The sequence below is a fragment of the Acinetobacter sp. YT-02 genome (assembly GCF_002412355.1).
Taxonomy (GTDB): Bacteria; Pseudomonadota; Gammaproteobacteria; order Pseudomonadales; family Moraxellaceae; genus Acinetobacter; species Acinetobacter towneri.
The window spans coordinates 12,271-33,120 of the sequence record NZ_NOZT01000027.1 but is presented as its reverse complement, the minus strand read 5'-3'; the positions used below and the strand labels follow the sequence as shown (position 1 = coordinate 33,120).

Here is a 20,850-nt window from a genome sequence, read left to right as displayed (position 1 = left end):
GTTATTGAGCACACACTAAAAGACTGCATTCCAAGTTAGCTGGATGAAATTTTCATAAGCACCAAACCTGAAATAATCAGAACTGCAGCCAACATACGCATAGCACTGGCAGGTTCGCCTAAAACAAAAATACCGACTAAAAATGAACCGACTGCGCCTATACCTGTCCAAATCGTATAAGCCGTGCCTAATGGCAAAGTACGCATGGCATAGGCCAAAAGCGCAAAACTTAAAATCATAAAAAAGATAGTCACGATACTGGGCGTTAATTTACTAAAGCCGTCAGACAACTTCATGGAGTATGCCCAAACCACTTCAAAAATACCCGCCAATATCAACATCATCCAGGCCATAACGCCCTCCTTCAATAGCATGAAATCAGGCCGTCCTGAAGATTTTTCTTGTCGAGTGTTCAGTCACTTTGACTATTTCTAAAAACCCAAACAAGGGAGGTCGTTCCTCCTGTTGCAATTTAAGCCACCGCGCAGCGATGATCCGTCTATTTTAAACTTAAAATTTTGCGCGCACCATTCAATACAAACATGGCCACAACTAAGCCAATAATCAGGTCTGGATAATTCGACCCTGTCAGCATCACCAAACCGCCCGCGATAATCACACCTAAATTCACAATCACATCATTGGCGGAAAAAATATAACTGGCTTGCATGTGGGTTCCACCATCTTTATGCCCTGAAATTAGCCATAAACAGGTGACGTTTGCCAGCAATGCCACAGCACCAATGACCATCATCAACATGGATTCAGGCTCACTGCCTAAGAAGAAACGGCGCAGGACATCAAAGATAACCAGTGCAGCCAAACCCAGTTGTACCCAACCAGACAAATGTGCAGCTTTGAGCTGTTTCTTGGCGGATTGACCCACGACAAATAAAGCCAAACCATACACGGCGGCATCGGCAAACATATCTAAGGAGTCAGCAATTAACCCAGTCGAAGATGCAATTAAACCTGCAATTAATTCCACCAAAAACATAGCGGCATTAATACCAAGCAAGGCATATAGCACTTTTTGTTGTGCAGCGCTGTTAGATACAGGCGGTTCAGTTTGTGTATTGGCTTCAGTCTGTTGCAACACAGCACCCAAACCCAATGCTTCTAATTTATGGGTAATTTCTGTGGCAGATTGGTTGCTGTGATAAACCTTTAAAAGTCGTGCAGGTGAATCAAAAGACAAGGCTGCAATATCATTATGATCTGCCAAAGCAATCCGCACCATTTGTTCTTCTGCGCCACAATCCATTTTAGGAATATGGTATGCACTCACCCACGGACTCAAAAGTTCCGAATCCAAAATTGTTGCTTTATCTGTCTTGGCAGTCGTTGCAGATGTACAGCTATTTTGATCAGCACAGCTTTTTTCTGTATCGCAAGACGAACCACAGCCTGTATCGCCACATGACTTGGAGTGTGTAGGCGCAGTTGCACAAGGCTGGTTTACATTTTTTTGCGTATCACAACCACAGCCAGTATTGTTTAGATTTTGGTTTTCTAAGTTTTTATCTTGATTCGATTGAGGATCTTGAGTTGATGAAGACATACGCCACACCCAAAAATACAATAGGCTCAGTATAAACCAAGCCTATGTATTTAGGGACAATCTATTCTATTTAGAAGCAGCAACGATCCATTGACTTAATCATTGATAAATACCCCTAATCATTAAAACCTGAAACGCAAGCCTATCGCATATAAGCCGCTCTGCTCGGAATCGGTTGCAGACTGCCAAGCAGTGTGTTGATCACCTTTCGTATACTCATAACCTGCACTGATATACGGCATGATGTTCTTGCTGATTTCATAACGCATTTCCACACCCACAGCTGCGCGGTTGAGTCCTGTTTTTTTCGCATATTTGGCATCATCCTGCAGAATAACATCTACATCTAAATAAGGCTGTGCGATCAATTTCTGAGTCAATAACAGATCCCGTGTGGTTTCCAAACTCAAAGCCGCATATTGATCCTCACCCAAATAAAAATAAGCATCGGTTTCAAAAAAATATGGAGCTAAACCATGTAAGCCAAACACAGCGTCAAACTTATCTTCTCGGTCTGTTTGATGCTCTTGCTGATTCACTTCGTGTCGATAACGCACACCTGCTTGCACATCCCAAAAATCTGAAATCATACGACTGTATAACAACTTGGCATCATATTCAGTCGCTTGTGACTCTTGCTTATCGCTATGAATTTTCACAAACAACTTGTTTTCATCAGTTCCGATACGAGTTTGTAATTTAGATTTGAGCACTCCCTCGGCATGATCATTCAATTGCCATTGCGTATCTAAAGTGCTCACCGCGTACACCTGCGCACCATGTTCTTTACGATGATCGTGTGACTGCGACTCTTGCACGGACGAATCGGATTGATGCGATTGATGCGATTGATGCGATTGATGCGATTGATGCGATTGATGCGATTGATGCGATTGATGCGATTGAGTATCAGCCTGAGCTGCAATTGTTGCAATCTCTGCTGAACTGGCATGTGCACTATGCACCTCTGTCGCTGCTAGCCCAACTGTACTGATGCAGCAGACAGAAATACTTAAAACTGTTTTCGCAAAAAGATTAATGTTGTGCATGTGCTGCTCCTTTTTGCGCTGTCGCTGAAGGGGTTTGAGTGGCTTGAATTGCTGTGGTTGAAAGCGGTTCATTTTCACTCACCTGCGCTACAATCAATTTATTCATCATTCCCGCGCTCATGTGATAGAGCAAATGACAATGTATTGCCCATTCACCTAATTCATCTGCAGTAAGCAGTGCAGTTACAGTTTGACCTGGCGGCACAATTAAGGTGTGTTTATTCGGCATTTCTGCTGCCGTTTGACCATTTTCCAACTGCATAAACATGCCATGTAAATGCATTGGATGTGCCATCATGCTGTCATTGATAAATTTAATCCGAATACGCTCACCATATTTCACCTTGAGTGGTGTGGCATCACTAAATTTCTTACCGTTGATTGTCCAGATATAACGCTCCATCGTACCGCCTAAACGCACGACCAATTCACTGCTTGGTTCACGTGTATCTGCTTGTGGCTGCAGCGATTTCAAATCTTCATAGTGCAAGGCTTTATGCCCCGCGGGTGTAGAAGCATTTGCCCATCCATATACCACCGCATTTTTGTGTTCTGTTGAAGGCATGCCATGTTGTGTATGCGTATTTTCAGACATTGTTGCATGGTTCATCTTGGAATGATCCATTTCCGACATTACCGCATGATTCATCTTGGAATGATCCATTTCTGACATCGCTACATGGTTCATCTTGGAATGATCCATTTCCGACATCGCTGCATGATTCATCTTGGAATGATCCATCTCCGACATTGCTGCATGGTTCATCTTGGAATGATCCATTTCAGACATCGCTGCATGATTCATTTTTGAGTGATCCATTTCAGACATCGTTGCATGGTTCATCTTGGAATGATCATCGCCTGAATGCTCTGTAGCATGCCCCATATCTTGCATGGTGAGTAAAGCACGCGGGCGCGCTGCAGGGAGCTGTAGATTTGATGTTGCAGAATGAAGTTCACTCTGCAAGCTACCCACAGCAAAACCTGAGCGGTCTATTGATTCCGCTTCAATTTGATAATGCGCTGCTTGAGGTTCAACAATCACATCGTAGGTTTCTGCAGTGCCGATACGAAATTCATCCACAGTAACAGGTTTGACTGGCTGACCATCGGCACTGACCACTGTCATTTTTAAGTTTGGAATCCGCACATCATAAAACGACATGGCAGAGGCATTGATAAAACGTAAACGCACTTTTTCATTTGGCTTAAATACACCTGTCCAGTTCTGTTCAGGTGTCTTGCCATTCATTAAAAAAGTATAGCCTGTGACATCGGAAAGGTCGGTTTTCAGCATGCGCATCTGATTCCACATTTTGCGGTCTGACCATGTGGCTTTTAGCCCATCACGCTGTACTTGACGCCAAACATCACCTAAGGTTTCACGCTGATTTTGATAAAACTCGGCTGAAATTTTTAAATCTTTCTGAATTTGATTGCTAGATTTTTCATGAAAATCTGACAGCATCACCACATAATCACGATCTGTGTATTCATGTGCGTTTACGGCTGGCTTGGCTTTAGGATGAATCACCAAAGAGCCGTATAGACCATCTTGTTCCTGACCTTTGGAATGTGCGTGATACCAATAGGTACCACTTTGACGTACTTTAAATTGATAAACAAAATGTCCTTGTGGCTTAATACCTTGAAAACCATTAAATCCAGGCACACCATCCATCAAACCGGGCAACAATAAACCATGCCAGTGAATAGATGAGTCCTGATTTTTTAATTGATTATTAACGTGAATTACCGCCTCATCGCCTTCTTCAAATTCGAGTGCAGGCGCGGGAAATTGTCCATTGACTGTAATACGTTGAACAGGTTTTCCCGTGATATTGACCGTTTGTTCTGCAATGGTCAGGTGATATTCCTTGACCGCAGCAAATGCAGAACTCGAACACAATGCACAGACTGTTAAAAACAGCGCAGGCTGATAAAATTTAGACATGACTTAATCCTTAAAATAAAACGTAAAGGTGTTTTGAATTCAGGATTAAGCTTTGGGTGGACGTAAAATTTGCTGCCAATGCCCAAGTAAATGTTGAGCTTGATAAGCAGGCAATAGAATATTGACCGATGTAAGTGCTATAGGTTGAATCAGTTCAGGGACTTGCACATTCAACACACTGTTTAAGCTTTGACAATGCAACTGCGCACAGTCCTGACAATTCGTCTTTGCAGTAGAAAAATCAGCCGAGCCATAACAATCTGCCGTATTTAAATCGGTATCCGTTGCGGATGTGTGCTGACTGAGATGATGGTTGGCCTTGGCATCATGCCCAGATAAATGCTGCTTGGTTTCAGGATGCGTTTGCAAAGCTGTCGTATGACAATCTAGTAAAGATGTTACTCCATGCGCTGCGGTTGCAGAATGTCGAATCTCAGACCCTGCTGCCTGATTTGACATCATCCAATCATGTGCAGGTTTTACCGCAGCACTGACAATACCACTCCACCCCATGACAAATGCCATCAGGACAACAAACCACATTCGTTTGTAGGGTTGAGTCAGCACTAAATAAATTCCTGAGTATGAAAGATGCAGACCTGAACTTGCACAAGAATTGAACATTTTTGCCAAGCGCAATCCACAATCTACAATGCACTCAATATAATTCAAGCCCCACTTATACACAATATCTTCTGCATTGAAAAACAGAGTGAATCCGTGCGATTTAAAAGCCAACTAAAACAATCAAGTTATATATTAAGCAACTTTTTTTATGATTAACTGAGTAAATACTCAATAAATTCAGTGTATTTAAAATAAACAAAAGGATTCGATTGAATCCTTTTTATACTTATTTTGTATAAGTCATAAACAATTGATGTACAAATGTTTATAAATTAATCGGCTTATCCATAGTGTTATCAACATAGATATCCATACGGTTATCTACAAAGTTATCCACAGCCTAAGACCTTGTGATTGTAGAAACTTATACTTCGATTGCGCCAACTTTTGCCAATTCAGCACGCATTTCATCAATCACCGTTTTATAGTCTGGCTTGCCAAAAATTGCTGAGCCTGCAACAAACATATCTGCACCCGCTTCTGCTATTTCACGAATATTGGCAGGTCCCACACCACCATCGACTTCTAAACGAATATCACGACCTGAAGCATCAATGATTTGACGTGCCTGACGTAATTTCTCTAAAGTCATTGGAATGAATTTTTGCCCACCAAAACCAGGGTTCACACTCATGAGTAAAATCTGATCAACTTTATCAAGTACATAATCTAAATAATGCAGCGGTGTAGCAGGGTTAAAGACCAAACCCGCTTTTGCCCCACCCGATTTAATCAGTTGCAATGAACGGTCAATATGCTCTGAAGCTTCAGGATGGAACGTGATAATGTCTGCGCCCGCTTCTAGAAAATCACCAATCATGCGGTCTACAGGTTTTACCATTAAATGCACATCAATTGGTGCCGTAATACCATAGTTTTTCAATGCCTTACATACACCTGCACCGAAAGTTAAATTCGGTACATAGTGATTATCCATCACATCAAAATGCACCACATCGGCACCTGCCTGAAGTACATTTTCCACTTCTTCGCCTAGACGAGCAAAATCTGCTGATAAAATAGACGGCGCAATTAAATAAGTCTTGGACATGGGAGAACCTAGCTGAATATTGGGATTGTGGCGCATTATAGCAAAGACTGCTTGATGTGGTGGATTCTGTTACGATTGGATCATTCAGTTCGATGATTCAGTTGGATCATCCAATTTGATAGTTCTATCTCCGCAACGCTCTGTTGCAGCATTCCACTTTTCTTTCAGTCTGGCTTTGTTATGCTAATGGTCTTTACCCATTTAAACACAATGTTAGTTTCAACAGATGATGAACAGTTCTGCCCATATTCAAACAATGCAAGCAAGCCGTATCGCCAAGCGTCTACTCAACCACTGGAAACATAAATTTGACGTTGTAGACAATCCAACCCAATACCAAATTATGATGCCAACTGCCACAATTCTGCTTACGCCTCAAACAGATGAGCTTATGGTTAAAATTCAAGCCAAAGAGGCTGAAACAGATTTACGTTACCTCGAACAAGTTGTGCTTGATCATTTAAGTCGTATGGCACAAACAGAATTGAGCGCGGTTTGGCAACGCCACTAACTGTTTCATGTTAAGGCGCTAAACGCTGCGTCTGTTCAAAATCTTTAACCGCTTGAATACGTTTTTGTGTTGCAGGATGGCTTTGCAAAAAATCCCAAGGGCTGTTGGCGGTGTCTTCACCTGCATTTTCTGCCAAACGCTCCAGAAAATGAGCAAAATGAATGGTCGGAATGCCCTGAGCGTGCATCGTATTTAAAGCATAATGATCGGCTTCTGATTCAAAATTACGTGAATAATTTGCCCCTACAAGCGCCACAGGCAAGGTCGAAACTAAATCTGTACCATCTCCTGTAATCGCGAGCAAAATAATACTAAACCCTAAGCTCGATAAAGCCTGTTGCAAGCTGTGTCTTTCTGCCAAATGCCCTTGTTCATGTGCCAAAACGCCAATGATTTCCTGATCATTCTGCGCCAATTCCACCAATTCATCGGTCAAAATAATAGTGTTATTCGGAATTGCCAAAGCATTGGCGCCTAAGCCATGACCTTGTCGAAACAGCACTTTAGCAGGCGTGTCTCCTGCAATGAGCTTGCGATAATCTGCCAAAATTTTCTGCTGACGTACTGCGGGCAATTGACTTGGCGCTGTCATATCTAAAATATAACGCTCTGCTTCATCACCAATTTGATTTAAGGTGTTCGCAGGCAATTGAAAGGCAACGTATTTGGATGCACTTGGGATGCCCCACTGCACTGTGACAAATACCATCAACAACACAAAAAAAAGACTAAATACGATCAGACTTGGCGTGCGTTCCAATTTCCAGATGGAATGCTGCACCTGTTTATTTCGCAGTTGAAACCACTCCGGCAAGGCTTGGGAAAATTCAATACGCGCATCATCTTTGAGTTCAATGACAGGTTGAATTTTACCTAGTGCCCCCACCAACATCATGTCTTGATAATGATAGCGCCGCTGTTGCTCTAAATTTTCACCATAACGGATAAGTACCGACTGAGCATCTATAGGAGATATTTTGGCAGCCCATGGTTTAGACACCACACCATCATAAAACACCACATCCACGATCTGTGCCGCCATCTTCATCTCCTACCTTACAGCGATACATCAATATCAAAAATATCACTGATTTCTTCTGCTAGTGCGCTATGTTCAGCTTGCAGTTGATTGATCATCAAATCTGGATCATTTTTTAAATGTAAACTTAAAGACTCAACCTGATAGCGATATAAACGAATAGCTGCCCATGGGGTCATTAAACCCAAACTCAGGACTTTCACAATCCAATTGGTCACCACAATCCAAGTATAGTGCCACTGCCCACAATCGGTCTGAAATTCACTACGACTGATACTGGTATTGTTCCATGTAGTGATAAAAATTCGCGCCGACATTAGTGGCCAAATTAAAAATATCCCCAACAGATAAACCGCTACAAATAACCAAACCAACTGCGCAGGATTACGACTCAACTGTCCTGCCAAAGCCAACATTATCCCGACAGCAAGCAAAATGCCAAAGAACAAAAAAATAGGCATATACATTGCGCGCATATATGCTGGCCAGTCTGCTTTTAGTTTAAATTTAAGCTGTCCTGCATATAAATGGTCTAGGCAATAACGCTTATACATCCACACCAACACAGGAAAAAATAAGCCCAAAGTAAACAAATTAATTACGATACATTTTAGAAATACCCAATAGGCTTCTTTGTTACTGCCTGAAAAATAAAAACGCGCATTGCCAAATTTACTATTTCGCGCCTTGAAACGGATGGTCGCTCGAATCAACCACGGCACAGCCAAATATAAAGCCACCACGCCAATAACCATGGCTTTGACTGAATAATTGGAAACCACCGAGATCGCAACATAAATTCCAATGGCAATTAAACGTCCCAATAAAATTTTATGTGGGATGCCTGTAAAATCAAAACGACGTTTGATTAATTCGGTATTGCCATAAAAATAGCGCAAACGACGTACTTTTGCCCACGGTGCATACAGCCCAAAAGTCACAATCATCAACAAAATATTGACAATCCAAATGCCAAAATACTCTGAGGCGCTACCATGAAATTGAAAATGATGAATCCGTCCAAGTAATGGATTCCGCGTGGGTGGCGTCGTAGGCTCCACTGGAAAAAAAGGGGAAGATGGCGTTGCTTGTTGTGGTGAATCCCATTCTGAATTGTGCATGTGATGCCTTATTTATTTTATTGTGCGGTCGTTATTCTACCCAGACGCTCAAACCCACATGAGCAATCTTTCCAAACGGTAAAAAAGCAAGTGTTCACCATTCTAATAAAAAGTGAACAACTTGCCTAGAAAAGTTTAAAAATCAATGTGTAAAATTGAGTGTTTGACTTAGTCTGCTTGCAATTGTACCGCATGGAATTGCAAATGCTGATCTATAAAGCTTTGAATGAAATAATAGCCATGATCATAGCCTGCATGTTCCCGCAAACTCAGTTTTTGCCCAACTGCATCGCAAGCTTGCTGAAATAATGCAGGATTGAGCTGACTGTAGAATTGGTCTTGCAATCCCTGATCAATCAAAATTTCACTGAACAATGCACCTTTGACCTGCACCAAAGCAGTCGCATCGTGCTGTAACCATACTTGCTGATCTGTACCTAAATAATTAGAAAATGCTTTTTCACCCCACGGGCATTGGCTTGGCGCACAAATCGGAGCAAAAGCAGACACTGACTTAAATTTTTCAGGATATTTAAACGCGAGGGTCAATGCACCATGTCCGCCCATACTGTGCCCCATAATGCCAACGTGCTGTGTCTGAATTGGGAACTGTTGCAATACCAATTGATAAAGCTCATCGGCTACAAACGTTTCCATTTGATAATGTGCCGCCCACGGTGCTTGTGTTGCATTGATATAGAAACCTGCACCCTGCCCAATATCCCAATGGTCGCCTTTGGCAACAGCTTCGCCACGTGGTGAAGTATCTGGACTAACCAAAATTAGTCCCAATTGCGCTGCCATGTGCTGCGCATGTGCTTTAATCGCAAAGGTTTCTTCGTTACAGGTTAAACCTGCCAAATAAAATACCGCAGGGCAAGCCTGCCCCGTCAAAGCTTGTTCTGGTAAAAAAATGCCAAACTGAGTTTCAGTCTGTAAAGCATTGGAATGAAAACGATAAATCCGTTGCTCACCCTCAAAATAGCGGTTGTTTTGAATTAACTCCATCACCCTCTCCTCTTTGGCTTATTTAACAGATTGCGCACTCAATTGAATTGCAGCCGATGTTGCAACACTTTTTTGTGGAAACAAACGCTGTTCTAATTGCGGCAACATCAATTCCATATTTTTACCAATCGCCCATTGCGGCTCTGAAGGCTCAAAACCTTGTGCTTGCTCCCATTTTGCCACAGTCACTTTGGCTTCATTAAAGGCATTGGCAAAAGAGTTTTGTTCACGCATAGCCTGATCAAAAAAGGCACGACCAAAATAAGTATAGTCAGCTTCGTTTGAACAACCAAACGACTCACGATCTGCTGCCGATGCAGTAATCACTAAGGTATTATCATCTTGCAAGGCAGATACAAAGCTACCTGAATAACAGGCTGAAATGACGATCACACGCCAACGAATACCCGATTTATCCAAAGTATCGCGTAACCATTTCGGATCGACCTGATTTAAGTCAAGTGGTGCATTTTCAATTTCAAAATGATCTTTTAAACCGTGTGAGGTCATATATAAAAACAGCACATCACTTTCACGGTTCATGCGTTGCCCAATACGGCGCAGCGCCAATTCAATACTGGTTTGCGAGGCAATTGGAATTACATTGCGGGTCATTGGGTTATTAATTAACACCATCGAACGCCCATAAGTGCCAAAACGGGTATCAAACTGTTCACGAATGCGTTCAATTTCAGACATAAATACGTCTTGATAACTCGCCCCTGCAACCCCTAAAAAGTACCAATGCGATTGGGCAAATTCCCCATATTGAATACTGTCTAAAGCTTTATTCAGCACGCGGCTTTGTGCATAAAAAGCTTCTTCGCTTAGACTCGGTGGAACTTCTTCTACTTTCCAAATTGGCTGACTTTTTACCGACATTTGCCAAACCACCAAAGTGAATAAGGTCGCCAAAACAATCAGCGCACGTTCCCACCACGGCCAATGCAGCTCACGTGAAAACACCCACACCACTGCCAAACTTTGCCAAACAAACAGCACCATAAAAATGGTAGGTAAATAGTCATATAACACATACGGCAAGACATCCATCATGCCCATGTATTGAATCAAGCTTTGCAATAAAGCAACGTGAGTATCTAATACCAACCACAACAAAGCAGGTACTAACAATAAACGCGGGTTATTGACACGCTGAGAAAGAATGATTCCGACAATTAAAGCAATAAAAGGCCATAAGGCATAACTGACCAAACCCTGTGGGTTAAATTCGCCCACTTCTCCTGCGACCAACCAACTGAATAAGGTATTGGCAAGACCGCCTAAAACCCCCCAAAAAATCAGTTGTAAGATAGAGGGACGAATAATTTGCAAAGAGCGTCGCGAACCCAAAAATAACCAAACGCCCGCGGCTTGGTTGCTTTTAAAATCGTGCCAAAAATTAATGGAGGGTTTGAAGTCAATCATAGGATTCTGTTAATCGCAGCTCGCGTTTCCACACTCCAAGTTTATGCTTGTCGTCGTAATTATCAATTGTCAATTTTAACTATATAACAAATCTTTGCGCATTATAGAAGCATTGAACGCCTTGCCACTGCTTTAGTGGTAGAAATCTACCCGTTGTTCAAATTTACTTGGAAATAAGCATCAAATCGGCAAGCATCGCCCTGCCATTGATGTGTTGTTTCCTGCCCCGCCAAAAACACCGCCAAACGTGGACGCTTCACCACAACACGTTTGGCAATTTGCTGTGCCAAACCCAATAAATGATCACCCAAATCCATTTCACCATCTTCAGGTAACAGCAAATGTAATAACTGCATTTGTTTTTTGACTTGTGCCTGCTTTTTCTGCGCCTGTTGATGTTGATCTCGCTGCGGAAACATCGGATCTAAATACACCACATCAACCACTTTACTCTGCGCTATACAGTCACGTAAATAATCTGCTGAATCTGTAAAAACCAATTGGATACGAGCAACAACACTTGCCAAGAAAGGATCATCTGCGGCTTGACGTTTAGCGTCTTCCAACAAAGTAAAAAGAATCGGATGGCGCTCCAATAACGTGACAGAAGCACCCAAATGTGCCATGAGTAAACTGTCATGTCCTAGCCCTGCCGTAGCATCAATCAAACTTGGTTTTTCCGACAAATTACAGGCACGAGCAATCATTTCCGATTTTAAAGAGGCACGTTTCAATCGCCCAACTTCAGCTTTCCAATCGGGTTGCATTTTCATGCCATTGGCACACAACCACAACCCTTCAGCATCTACACACAATGCCAATTCAGGGTTCAAACGCAAAAAACGCGCATTGAGTTTTTCTACTGTTTCAATGCACGTTTGCACGCCTCTAGACAAAAGCACAGCAGAATAATGCTGTGCTTGAGTGAGCCACTCGGCTTCGGTGTATAAGCGAAGTTCGCTTACCATAGTTTCCAGCCTGTGAATGCGAACAATAAAATGATTAAACCTGAAGCAATACGATACCAAGCAAAAATCATAAAATCTCGCTTAGCCACATACGCCACCAATGCACGGATCAGCAAAAGTGCGGAAACAAAAGAAACGATGATCCCGAAGCTGAGTACGGTCCAATCTTCGGTGGTTTGGAATACATCATAGCTTTGATATAAGTCGAGCAAGCCTGCGCCAATAATGACAGGAATCCCCAAAAAGAAGGAAAACTCAGTTGCCGCTTTACGCGACACACCTAAGAACATCGCGCCAATAATAGTTGCACCTGAACGCGAAGTTCCCGGAATCAGCGACAATACCTGAATTAGACCAATCCAAATCGCATCTCGGTAAGTTAGTTCTTCAACCTCATGGGCACGTACTTGTGGTGGATGTTTTTCAATCCACATAATGATAAAGCCGCCAATAATCAAACCAATCGCCACGGCAACATCATTAAAGAGTAATTCTTTTACAGTTTGTCCAAAGGTCAATCCAATCAGAATAATTGGAATAGATGCTATGATCAGACCAAAGCCCAAGCGTCGACCTTTTTCTTCGCCTGTAAACATACCTGTGGCTGCGCCCCATAGACGTGCCCAATACTCATATATGACCGCTGCAATTGCCCCCATTTGAATGGCAATTACAAATACATCGCTTTTTTCTTTGGTCCAAAAGTCCATTAGCTCTGCAGCTAGAATCAAATGTCCTGTGCTAGAAATGGGTAGAAATTCGGTAATCCCTTCTACAATACCCATAATTGCCGCTTTGAGCAGCAGTAAAAGATCCATAAATAACCCTAATTATGCCTTGCCTTGTTCTGGAATTTTTTTCCAAGCATTGTCACGTAAATAAACAGGCAATGCTTGTTCTGCGCTGACCCATTGCTGTTGCTGTGCACAGACGCGTGCAATAGTAGCAATATCTTGTGCGGTTGCACTTAAGCCTTTGTATTGTATTTGTTCTTGATCAATTAGACCTGCACCAGAACCGACCAATTGAAAGCGTACCGTCTGTGCAGCATCGCTATAATTCAATAATTGTTCCTGATCAACCGCCTGCATGATTCCTTGTGCATCTAGCTCAAAACTGGCGATATACACTTCATTCATGCGTGCATCCAACACAGCCGTAACCGCAGTTAATCCTTCAAGACGATAAGCCGCCTGCGCCAATGCCTGCAAAGTCGATACAGGAATTACAGGCACATCATGCGCCCACGCCAAAGCTTGCGTGACTGCCGCATTAATTCGCACACCGCTAAAAGAACCCGGGCCACGGCTAAAGGCAATTGCAGTCAGATCAGCCGTACTAATTTGAGTTTCAGCAAAGCCTTGCTCAATCATCGGTAAGATGGTTTGCGTTTGTGCTTTTGCTCGCGCATCTAATTGAAAAAAGAGTTCCTGTGTTTCATCTACAATCGAAACGGAACACTGCTCATTGGCAGTTTCCAATGCCAGCAATTTCATGCACAACCTTCAAGGAGTAAATATCAAAAATTGGCGTTATGATACTCCACTCCTGAAATTCACGCGAGGATTTACATCCCTTAGATTGCAATTCCTGAGTATAAAATTCTATGTAATTACAGCTAAAAAATGCGTTTGACTAAACGATGCAAATTCTATTTTAGAGTGTTGCAGGCTCTAGGTTTACAAAATGCTGAAAATGTTCAGCATAGTGCAGCGCACTCATTTTTAAACGTGCTTCTGCAGACTCATCCAAAATCTTAACCACTTTACCGGGAGAACCCATCACCACAGAATTATCGGGAATCACTTTCCCTTCAGGAATTAAAGCATTGGCACCAATAATACAGTTTTTACCAATCACCGCATGATTCAGCACCACTGCATTAATACCAATCAGGGTGTTATCGCCCACGGTACAACCATGTAACATCGCCAGATGTCCAATAGTCACATAATCACCAATCTGCATTTCAATACCTGCATCGGTGTGCAAAACAGCATTTTCCTGAACATTGCTAAAATTACCCAATTTGATTTTACTGTTATCGGCACGTACCACAGCCCCAAACCAAATACTAACTTTCTGTCCCAACTCAACCTGACCAATGACCGTGGCATTATCCGCCACCCACCCATCCCACGGTTGCTGCATTGCTTTCGGGGCATATCCTTTAAATTTATACAACATGGTTCCTTCCTATCTTCACATCAAAATTTTTCTATTTCTTAAATGTTGGTGAATTTAACAAAAACGGCCATTCTTTACGATAATCCAAACCATATTCAAATAAAGACACCAACATCCGCGCTGTTAAGCCCCAAACCACTTCATCTTCAACCTGCATACTCGGAAAATATAATTTTTGTTGTGCAAAGCTCACTTCATACGGCGTTGGTGGCGCTTCCATTAAATGCTGTAAAGAGGCAAAAAAGATCCGATCAATTTCTGAAGGTTGTGGAATTAATTCTACTTTTGGAGGAATCAGCCCCACCACAGGCTTAACCAACATTCCATTACGGGCTTTTTGCATTGGCAAGTCACCAATCAACTGCACTTCAAATGGATTTAATGCGGTTTCTTCCTGCGCTTCACGCAATGCCACCACAATATTACTGGTATCTTGCGGATCGCGTTTGCCACCAGGGAAAGACACCTCACCCGCGTGATTATTGAGTAAGGTAGAACGGCGGGTTAGCAATACCTTTGGATCAGACTCGTCGGTAATGGCAATCAATACCGCTGCATGCGCTTCCATGAACGTTTTAGAAAAGCGCAAACGTTGCTGTAATAGATGCGTGAGCGAATGATCAATCATGCCTTATAATTCTCCTTGTCTAAGTTTTCATCATAGCTGAAATAGGTGGGCAATAGATAGAGAGGATGCCAAAGTTGAAATTTTCAGTTATTCTGAGAACTCCCTTCAACAATGACGATCACTATGAACTTTTGTGGAAATTGTGGACAAAAAACAACAACGAAAATTCCGCTTGGCGATCAGCAATTACGTCAAGTGTGTAGCGCATGTGGCAATATTCACTATGTCAATCCAAAAGTCATTTGTGGTGCATTGGTCGTTTGGGAAAATAAAGTATTGTTGTGTCGTCGTGCAATTGAACCACGCTATGGTTTGTGGACTTTACCCGCAGGCTATATGGAAATGTTTGAAACCATGGAGCAAGGTTCTGCCCGTGAAACCCGCGAAGAAGCCGAAGCGGAAATTGAAATCGAACAACTTTATTGCATGTATAACATTCCACGGATTGGGCAAATTTATGTGCTGTTCAAAGCTCAATTGTTGAATGGTCAATTTGGTGCAGGTGAAGAAACCATCGAATCACGCTTGTTTAGTGAAGATGAAATTCCGTGGTCTGAATTGGCTTTCCCAAGTGTAGAACGTACTTTACAACACTACTTTGCAGATCGAAAAAACAATCATTTTACGACCCACTTAGAAACCTTAGGTTCACGTACAGATCATACGGGTTAAAAACCCCACATGATGTTCATTTGAATCAAGCTAAAATTCGAATAATAAATAGCCCACTCTAAAGTGGGCTATTTTCATCACTATGTCACCTAAAATTAATGCTAAATACGCACTTTATTTGGGTTATAACACTCAGCAACATCTAGACTTACAGCTCCACCTTGGGCTTTCACCAAAGCTTTATCTGCATCAGTTGCTAAAGCAGGGTTTTGAGTCACGTAAGTTGCAAGTTGCGCATGATAAATATTGCTCCACTTCACTGTTGAGCCATTGAAATCAGACAATGTAATACGTGTAGAGTTGGCTGCAACTAAATTGCCAATATTGGCACGTGCACCGCCCACCACTTGACCATTTCCACCTTCAACCGCTTCAATTTTGGTATTCAAACCAATGACTGCGCCATCAAGTTTATGAAATTTTGGATTGGCTAAAATCATACGTAAAGTGACTGCTTTATTGTCGATATCGGTTGCACCTAACACACCTATACGGTATTGCTGCACACCATTTGTATCAACATATTCAGCACCAGACTGACGAATTGCTGCACACTGACCAGACATATCGGTTTCTGTGGCATTTGGTGCTATATCTGTACGAATATTGCCATCCTCATCTAAAACAACACCTAATTTGATGCTATCTGTAGTCGTTCCGCCATCAAAATTAAAGGTCAAGGTTGCATAAATTGGGAAAATATAGCGACTGCCTAAAGGTACATTTTTCTGGGTTTTAAAAACGCGATTATCCAAAAAGTTCACAGAAAAGAATTTATAGGCATCAAAAGAACCTTTGAACTGATCGGTACCTATGGTTTGTTGCCATTGACCATAATCTGCAGGATTCGCTGTTGTAGATTTGGTCAATAATTTATAAAAACCTTCCGTGCCTGCAATTAAATAATCATTAAACACCTTACCTTGGGTAATTTTAAAATCATCAGCCGCATTGTCATTCACACTAAAACGGAATGGCCCCTGAATACGTTTATTCAATGGGTTGACCCATGTGGTTTGTGCTGCTGCTACCATACGCTCAGGACGTACTTTACGAATCAATTCACCACTCACCGTTAAAATTGGGTTGGTCGTGTTTGCAGACACCGCACCTTTCCATTGCATACCATAACCGAAGGTATATCCAGAACGGTCTGTGATTAGTTGATATTGCCCAATGAGGTGTTTCAAATCTGCGACCGTAGATTTACAGTCTGCCAAATTACAGCCATATAAACCTTGTGGTAATTGTGAATCTTCTTTGGCTAAAATTGGATAGTTAGCTTGATAAGATGCCGAGTTATTCATGTAAACCAAGGTGTTTAATGCTTGATAAGCATCATCTTGAGATACCTGTGACACATCTACCCACGGGCGTAAAATACTGGCATAAGCCCCTGAACGATAGTCACCAACCTCAACGGACTCAGCAATATTTGCCAATTGTTCTTTTTTGAGTGTCGTAATCGTTAAAGGCTGAATATCACCTGCAATGGTTCCTCCACCTTCAACAGAAAGTGCTTGTAGCAAGCGTACAATTGCAGTCGCGACCTGTATCGTTTCGTCACTACTACTTAAACTCGTTGCTTGGCGTCCTGTTAATCCACGTGCCATATCTAACACACTTAAACGTGGATAACCCGCACCTGCAGTACTGACCATTCCAATATCAGACAATGATACTGTCCCTAAATCAATATATTGATTGGTCTTTTCCTGAATAAAGAAGTGGACTTTATCTCCTTCACTACATTTACCTGTTGCCGCATTACTTTTCGGCTCAATCATGGTGATGTAGGTTTTACTGGTATCACTGCTACAGGTAAAATTCAAACCATCCACAGGATAATCCAATGCAAATTCCACGCAGTTTTTTGCTGTACTGGCACAACTCCCGTTGATATACGCCACAGCATTAGGCTCTGGATTAATATTGGCACTTTCTCCACCACAGCCACTCAATGCCGCCATCAATGCTGTCGTTGCAAAAGGTAAAATATGTCTTGTTTTCATCCTGAATTCTCTTATTGTTGTTAGCGTATCGCAATGAGTTTTAATTGCCCTTGGTTACTGAGCGCGCGATGTTCCATATCCACTGCAGAAGCCAATGGCGTTAATAATACATAGTGGCTATTTTTTGGAAGTTGCAGCATGCCCTCTATCACCTCATGTTGTAAGACATTGCCTGCAGTATCCTGATTTCTAAAACCACCAGCACCTTCAATCACACAGCCTTTTTGATCCAGAAAAACCACAAAAGGCCAATAAAAGGTAGGTTGATTTTGCTTCGTAGCATAAGAGTTGATTTGAATATTTTGAATATTGCCTTCTAACTTCACCAATTCATAATCAAATTTTTCGGTTAAGGGAGCTCTAGGCCACAAATTTAAATCTTGTTGTGCTTTTAAAGTTTTGACTTTATTTTTTTTGCTTTCAGCAAAACATTGCTGCCCCAACCCTTCAATTGCTTCAGCTTGATTAACACGATAATAGTCTGCAGCCAAAACAATGGCTTGAGGTTCAGCAACCGATTGCTTTTTAAATAATTTATTGAGAATGGAACGGCTTACACCACGTTCACGTTCGACCACTTGCATGCGAGTACCGCCGCCATTTTTTGTGTCAATCATGCCTTCTGGCATACTGTAAAAGCGTTTTTTTCCTTCTAAATTAAACTCCTGATCTTCCAAATACTCACTTTTAACATACTGTTCACCCGCCATCTCCATAAAACCCGTTTGTTGGGCAGATGTATGCGATGCTTGATCTGGTGTTTTTTTAGAGACAGACACTGTGGATGGATCAATCGCAAATTGCTGAGGAAGCTGTTGTAACCCCTCTAACACAGATGGTTTAACAGCAACTTTGTTGATCATCACTTCTTTAGTGAATCCTGTTTGATGAACAGATTCCGCACTGGAAATTTCTTGCTGCGCTGCATTTGGCTCAGTGTGTGATGCACGCAATGATGAGTTCTCTTTGCTTTGACTAGCCTGATTTTGTGACATAGCGGATTGTTCTGAGATATTCGGCTTAGACAAATTCAGTTGCTTGCTCGCCTGAACAGAAATATTTTTAGATACCTGAACGGATGTTTGAGCAGTTATCTGCTGTACTTGATGCACCTTGTCTTGCTTAAACTGGTCTTGTTGTTGGTTTTCTTGTAGTTGCTTTTGTTGGACTTGCTTTTGCTGTTGTGCGGTTTCCAACGCCTGTATCGTTTGCTTTTTTTCTGCAGCATTACGCTGCACCACAATTGGACGACCATCTGGTCCAATAATGGTGTAAAACTGATTCGCGTAACACACCGATCCCATACTGAAAATCAGTGTGAGTATCGACTTTGAAAATAAAGTCCGTTTTATTTTCCGTACTGAACTTACCATCGTGTTCTATAACTCAATCCAAGAATTGTAATTTTTGTATCCGTTTTCACATTCAAACCCGCATAAGGGTTTAACAGCAGGTTATTCACACCTTCCTTATTGGCTAAGCTACTGGTATTGGCTGGAATTTTATCCTTACTTTGTAAAAAGCCGATGGATAAATCAAGATCTGTATCTGCATCAAAACGATATCCCACACCCAGACCGAATAAACGTGCATTATTAATTGGTACCATAGTGTTACGTTTATTGTCAGGAATCGCACTACCACGTGGTTCATAACCCGCACGCAGTTTTAAACGGTCTGTGGCTGAATATTCGATGCCAACACCCCAGTTCCACGGTGACTTAAACTCTAATGGCAAAGCTAAACTGTCATCAGACACATGCTCCGAAAGCAATTTTGCAATTTTTAATGCCGAGATTTGACGGTCAAACTCGAATTTGAATTTATCCCATGCTTTATAGTCAGTCCAGCCCACATCAAAATTGACTTGTAAATCAGGCATGACTTTATATTTTATCCCCGCTTGAAAGTGCGCAGGATATTCAAAATCCATAGAAACCAAACCAGACTCACTGGCTGGAATATAACTTGGGAAACCTAAAATTGCCGCTAAAATCTGACCTGTTGGTGAAGACATCAAACCATTAATTAACTCACGCGGTGCTTTCGAGTTATCAATATGATATTTGCCCTTTAAGCGCATTTTAGCTGCACTCTGATACACCATACCAAAGCTAAAATCTTCTGTCGGTTCCCACAAAATACCCAAGTTATAACTCGGGCTTAAACTTTGCTCAACCGCCAGTTGCATTTGCCCAAAACGGGAAAATGGATTCATGCCTTCTTCGGCATTACAAATCCCGAGCAACAAAATATCGGTGATGATATTGGCGTTTTCTTTAAATGGCGTACAGACCACTTCATCCACCATACGTAACATCCCGATCAGTTCATTCGGGAAGCGTAAATCGGTATTCATGGCGATGGCTTGGTAAGACATCCCTATTGACGCACCGACTGACAATTCATCATTGACTTGATAGGCGATAGATGGAGAAAGATAAGTAATACGCTCTAAGGCAACCTGTTGTCCCATAAAGTTACCAGGGTTACCATTTTCGGCACCAAAGCCCGCAATCAACGGCGCATATAATGCGGTGGCAAAGGTCACTTTGGAACCTGGTGGATTATAGGCAATACCGTTGGTTGGCGCTGCCAGTGGCATGCCTTTACCCAAATCGACAAATTTTTTCAGAATCGGGACATACAGCGTTGGATATTCTACATCGGCTTGTACTGTACCTTTAAAATCGGTACAAAAATCGGCCAAAATTTCTGGTCCATCGTTACACACCACAGGGTCATCAGAATAACCAAATACGTCATAACCTGCTGGAACGGAAAGCTCACGCTGTACATCAAAATGTGCCAATACCCCTTGCACATCTGTTTGCAAACCTTCAATTTTGGTCAGTGCGGCAGGGTTAAAGTGAATCGCACTAATGCCTGGAGGGTCTGCGGTTACAGCATTCCCCATAGTCAAAGAACGAATATCGACAGATAAGTTCTGTCCGAGCTGCGCAAAAGCAGCCCCTGAACAGCCCGACAGTATAATTGCAGTCACTAACGGGCGAAGTCGTATCATTTTCATGCG

20 protein-coding genes are annotated in these 20,850 nt (G+C 42.1%); 2 read left to right on the top strand and 18 right to left on the bottom strand.

Annotated elements, in window-relative coordinates:
* Positions 1-35: 35 nt before the first annotated feature.
* The 6 genes from sugE to rpe form a co-directional block, all read right to left on the bottom strand.
* The gene (gene sugE, locus CF596_RS08605; RefSeq protein ID WP_004975255.1) at positions 36-353 is read right to left on the bottom strand and encodes a quaternary ammonium compound efflux SMR transporter SugE; all 318 of its coding nucleotides are present in this window, start codon (positions 351-353) and stop codon (positions 36-38) included.
* Between the two features lie 146 nt (positions 354-499).
* Positions 500-1,561, bottom strand: coding sequence for a cation diffusion facilitator family transporter (locus CF596_RS08600; protein WP_096902144.1), 1,062 nt, complete (start codon positions 1,559-1,561; stop codon positions 500-502).
* Positions 1,562-1,683: 122 nt separating this feature from the next.
* Positions 1,684-2,610, bottom strand: coding sequence for a copper resistance protein B (locus tag CF596_RS08595; protein WP_096902142.1), 927 nt, complete (start codon positions 2,608-2,610; stop codon positions 1,684-1,686).
* On the bottom strand, positions 2,597-4,564 hold the full coding sequence (locus CF596_RS08590) for a multicopper oxidase domain-containing protein (protein ID WP_096902140.1): 1,968 nt from the start codon (positions 4,562-4,564) through the stop codon (positions 2,597-2,599). The genes CF596_RS08595 and CF596_RS08590 overlap by 14 nt, the downstream gene beginning before the upstream one ends.
* Positions 4,565-4,609: 45 nt before the next feature.
* Positions 4,610-5,131 carry a hypothetical protein gene (locus tag CF596_RS08585; RefSeq protein ID WP_242439142.1) on the bottom strand — a complete coding sequence of 174 codons (522 nt, stop codon included), beginning with the start codon at positions 5,129-5,131 and terminating at the stop codon, positions 4,610-4,612.
* Positions 5,132-5,555: 424 nt separating this feature from the next.
* On the bottom strand, positions 5,556-6,242 hold the full coding sequence (gene rpe, locus CF596_RS08580) for a ribulose-phosphate 3-epimerase (RefSeq protein WP_096902151.1): 687 nt from the start codon (positions 6,240-6,242) through the stop codon (positions 5,556-5,558).
* A 229-nt stretch (positions 6,243-6,471) separates the two neighbouring features.
* On the opposite strand from rpe, the gene CF596_RS08575 reads away from it, so the two are divergent.
* A complete protein-coding gene (locus CF596_RS08575) occupies positions 6,472-6,753 on the top strand; it encodes a DUF2218 domain-containing protein (RefSeq protein ID WP_096902137.1) in 282 nt (93 codons plus the stop codon).
* A 10-nt stretch (positions 6,754-6,763) separates the two neighbouring features.
* Here CF596_RS08575 and CF596_RS08570 read toward each other — a convergent pair whose 3' ends face one another.
* From CF596_RS08570 to CF596_RS08530, 9 genes are all read right to left on the bottom strand, one after another.
* The gene (locus CF596_RS08570) at positions 6,764-7,795 is read right to left on the bottom strand and encodes a M48 family metallopeptidase (RefSeq protein WP_096902136.1); all 1,032 of its coding nucleotides are present in this window, start codon (positions 7,793-7,795) and stop codon (positions 6,764-6,766) included.
* 14 nt (positions 7,796-7,809) lie between these two features.
* The gene (locus CF596_RS08565) at positions 7,810-8,913 is read right to left on the bottom strand and encodes a YjgN family protein (protein ID WP_096902133.1); all 1,104 of its coding nucleotides are present in this window, start codon (positions 8,911-8,913) and stop codon (positions 7,810-7,812) included.
* A gap of 168 nt (positions 8,914-9,081) precedes the next feature.
* Positions 9,082-9,921, bottom strand: coding sequence for an S-formylglutathione hydrolase (fghA, locus tag CF596_RS08560; protein WP_096902131.1), 840 nt, complete (start codon positions 9,919-9,921; stop codon positions 9,082-9,084).
* An 18-nt stretch (positions 9,922-9,939) separates the two neighbouring features.
* Entirely contained in the window at positions 9,940-11,349 is a 1,410-nt protein-coding gene (locus CF596_RS08555; protein ID WP_096902129.1) for a C13 family peptidase, read from the bottom strand.
* 146 nt (positions 11,350-11,495) lie between these two features.
* Complete coding sequence (locus tag CF596_RS08550; protein ID WP_096902127.1) at positions 11,496-12,317, bottom strand: class I SAM-dependent methyltransferase; 822 nt, start codon at positions 12,315-12,317, stop codon at positions 11,496-11,498.
* A complete protein-coding gene (locus tag CF596_RS08545) occupies positions 12,311-13,135 on the bottom strand; it encodes an undecaprenyl-diphosphate phosphatase (RefSeq protein ID WP_096902125.1) in 825 nt (274 codons plus the stop codon). Before CF596_RS08545 ends, CF596_RS08550 begins: the two co-directional genes overlap by 7 nt.
* A 12-nt stretch (positions 13,136-13,147) precedes the next feature.
* On the bottom strand, positions 13,148-13,813 hold the full coding sequence (tsaB, locus tag CF596_RS08540) for a tRNA (adenosine(37)-N6)-threonylcarbamoyltransferase complex dimerization subunit type 1 TsaB (RefSeq protein WP_096902124.1): 666 nt from the start codon (positions 13,811-13,813) through the stop codon (positions 13,148-13,150).
* A gap of 160 nt (positions 13,814-13,973) precedes the next feature.
* The gene (locus CF596_RS08535; RefSeq protein ID WP_096902122.1) at positions 13,974-14,504 is read right to left on the bottom strand and encodes a gamma carbonic anhydrase family protein; all 531 of its coding nucleotides are present in this window, start codon (positions 14,502-14,504) and stop codon (positions 13,974-13,976) included.
* Between the two features lie 31 nt (positions 14,505-14,535).
* Complete coding sequence (locus CF596_RS08530; protein ID WP_004975226.1) at positions 14,536-15,132, bottom strand: CoA pyrophosphatase; 597 nt, start codon at positions 15,130-15,132, stop codon at positions 14,536-14,538.
* Between the two features lie 123 nt (positions 15,133-15,255).
* On the opposite strand from CF596_RS08530, the gene CF596_RS08525 reads away from it, so the two are divergent.
* Entirely contained in the window at positions 15,256-15,804 is a 549-nt protein-coding gene (locus CF596_RS08525) for an NUDIX hydrolase (protein WP_026438436.1), read from the top strand.
* Positions 15,805-15,905: 101 nt separating this feature from the next.
* Here CF596_RS08525 and CF596_RS08520 read toward each other — a convergent pair whose 3' ends face one another.
* The 3 genes from CF596_RS08520 to CF596_RS08510 are packed head-to-tail and all read right to left on the bottom strand — an operon-like array spanning position 15,906 to position 20,847.
* Positions 15,906-17,816 (bottom strand): flagellar protein FilF, encoded by a 1,911-nt coding sequence (locus CF596_RS08520; RefSeq protein ID WP_096902120.1) that lies wholly within the window; start codon positions 17,814-17,816, stop codon positions 15,906-15,908.
* 20 nt (positions 17,817-17,836) lie between these two features.
* On the bottom strand, positions 17,837-19,189 hold the full coding sequence (gene filE / locus CF596_RS08515; protein ID WP_096902118.1) for a putative pilus assembly protein FilE: 1,353 nt from the start codon (positions 19,187-19,189) through the stop codon (positions 17,837-17,839).
* Positions 19,183-20,847: an outer membrane protein transport protein gene (locus CF596_RS08510; protein ID WP_070154334.1), complete on the bottom strand. Its 1,665-nt coding sequence runs from the start codon at positions 20,845-20,847 to the stop codon at positions 19,183-19,185. The genes filE and CF596_RS08510 overlap by 7 nt, the downstream gene beginning before the upstream one ends.
* Positions 20,848-20,850: the final 3 nt, after the last annotated feature.

Excerpts from the sequence above, each read along its gene's own strand:
- filE (WP_096902118.1), bottom strand. The coding sequence starts at position 19,189 with ATGGTAAGTTCAGTACGGAAAATAAAACGGACTTTATTTTCAAAGTCG.
- CF596_RS08570 (WP_096902136.1), bottom strand. The coding sequence starts at position 7,795 with ATGGCGGCACAGATCGTGGATGTGGTGTTTTATGATGGTGTGGTGTCT.
- sugE (WP_004975255.1), bottom strand. The coding sequence starts at position 353 with ATGGCCTGGATGATGTTGATATTGGCGGGTATTTTTGAAGTGGTTTGG.
- CF596_RS08520 (WP_096902120.1), bottom strand. The coding sequence starts at position 17,816 with ATGAAAACAAGACATATTTTACCTTTTGCAACGACAGCATTGATGGCG.
- CF596_RS08555 (WP_096902129.1), bottom strand. The coding sequence starts at position 11,349 with ATGATTGACTTCAAACCCTCCATTAATTTTTGGCACGATTTTAAAAGC.
- CF596_RS08510 (WP_070154334.1), bottom strand. The coding sequence starts at position 20,847 with ATGAAAATGATACGACTTCGCCCGTTAGTGACTGCAATTATACTGTCG.
- CF596_RS08530 (WP_004975226.1), bottom strand. The coding sequence starts at position 15,132 with ATGATTGATCATTCGCTCACGCATCTATTACAGCAACGTTTGCGCTTT.
- CF596_RS08535 (WP_096902122.1), bottom strand. The coding sequence starts at position 14,504 with ATGTTGTATAAATTTAAAGGATATGCCCCGAAAGCAATGCAGCAACCG.
- CF596_RS08545 (WP_096902125.1), bottom strand. The coding sequence starts at position 13,135 with ATGGATCTTTTACTGCTGCTCAAAGCGGCAATTATGGGTATTGTAGAA.
- CF596_RS08575 (WP_096902137.1), top strand. The coding sequence starts at position 6,472 with ATGAACAGTTCTGCCCATATTCAAACAATGCAAGCAAGCCGTATCGCC.
- CF596_RS08595 (WP_096902142.1), bottom strand. The coding sequence starts at position 2,610 with ATGCACAACATTAATCTTTTTGCGAAAACAGTTTTAAGTATTTCTGTC.
- fghA (WP_096902131.1), bottom strand. The coding sequence starts at position 9,921 with ATGGAGTTAATTCAAAACAACCGCTATTTTGAGGGTGAGCAACGGATT.
- CF596_RS08565 (WP_096902133.1), bottom strand. The coding sequence starts at position 8,913 with ATGCACAATTCAGAATGGGATTCACCACAACAAGCAACGCCATCTTCC.
- CF596_RS08600 (WP_096902144.1), bottom strand. The coding sequence starts at position 1,561 with ATGTCTTCATCAACTCAAGATCCTCAATCGAATCAAGATAAAAACTTA.
- CF596_RS08550 (WP_096902127.1), bottom strand. The coding sequence starts at position 12,317 with ATGGTAAGCGAACTTCGCTTATACACCGAAGCCGAGTGGCTCACTCAA.
- tsaB (WP_096902124.1), bottom strand. The coding sequence starts at position 13,813 with ATGAAATTGCTGGCATTGGAAACTGCCAATGAGCAGTGTTCCGTTTCG.
- rpe (WP_096902151.1), bottom strand. The coding sequence starts at position 6,242 with ATGTCCAAGACTTATTTAATTGCGCCGTCTATTTTATCAGCAGATTTT.
- CF596_RS08590 (WP_096902140.1), bottom strand. The coding sequence starts at position 4,564 with ATGTCTAAATTTTATCAGCCTGCGCTGTTTTTAACAGTCTGTGCATTG.
- CF596_RS08525 (WP_026438436.1), top strand. The coding sequence starts at position 15,256 with ATGAACTTTTGTGGAAATTGTGGACAAAAAACAACAACGAAAATTCCG.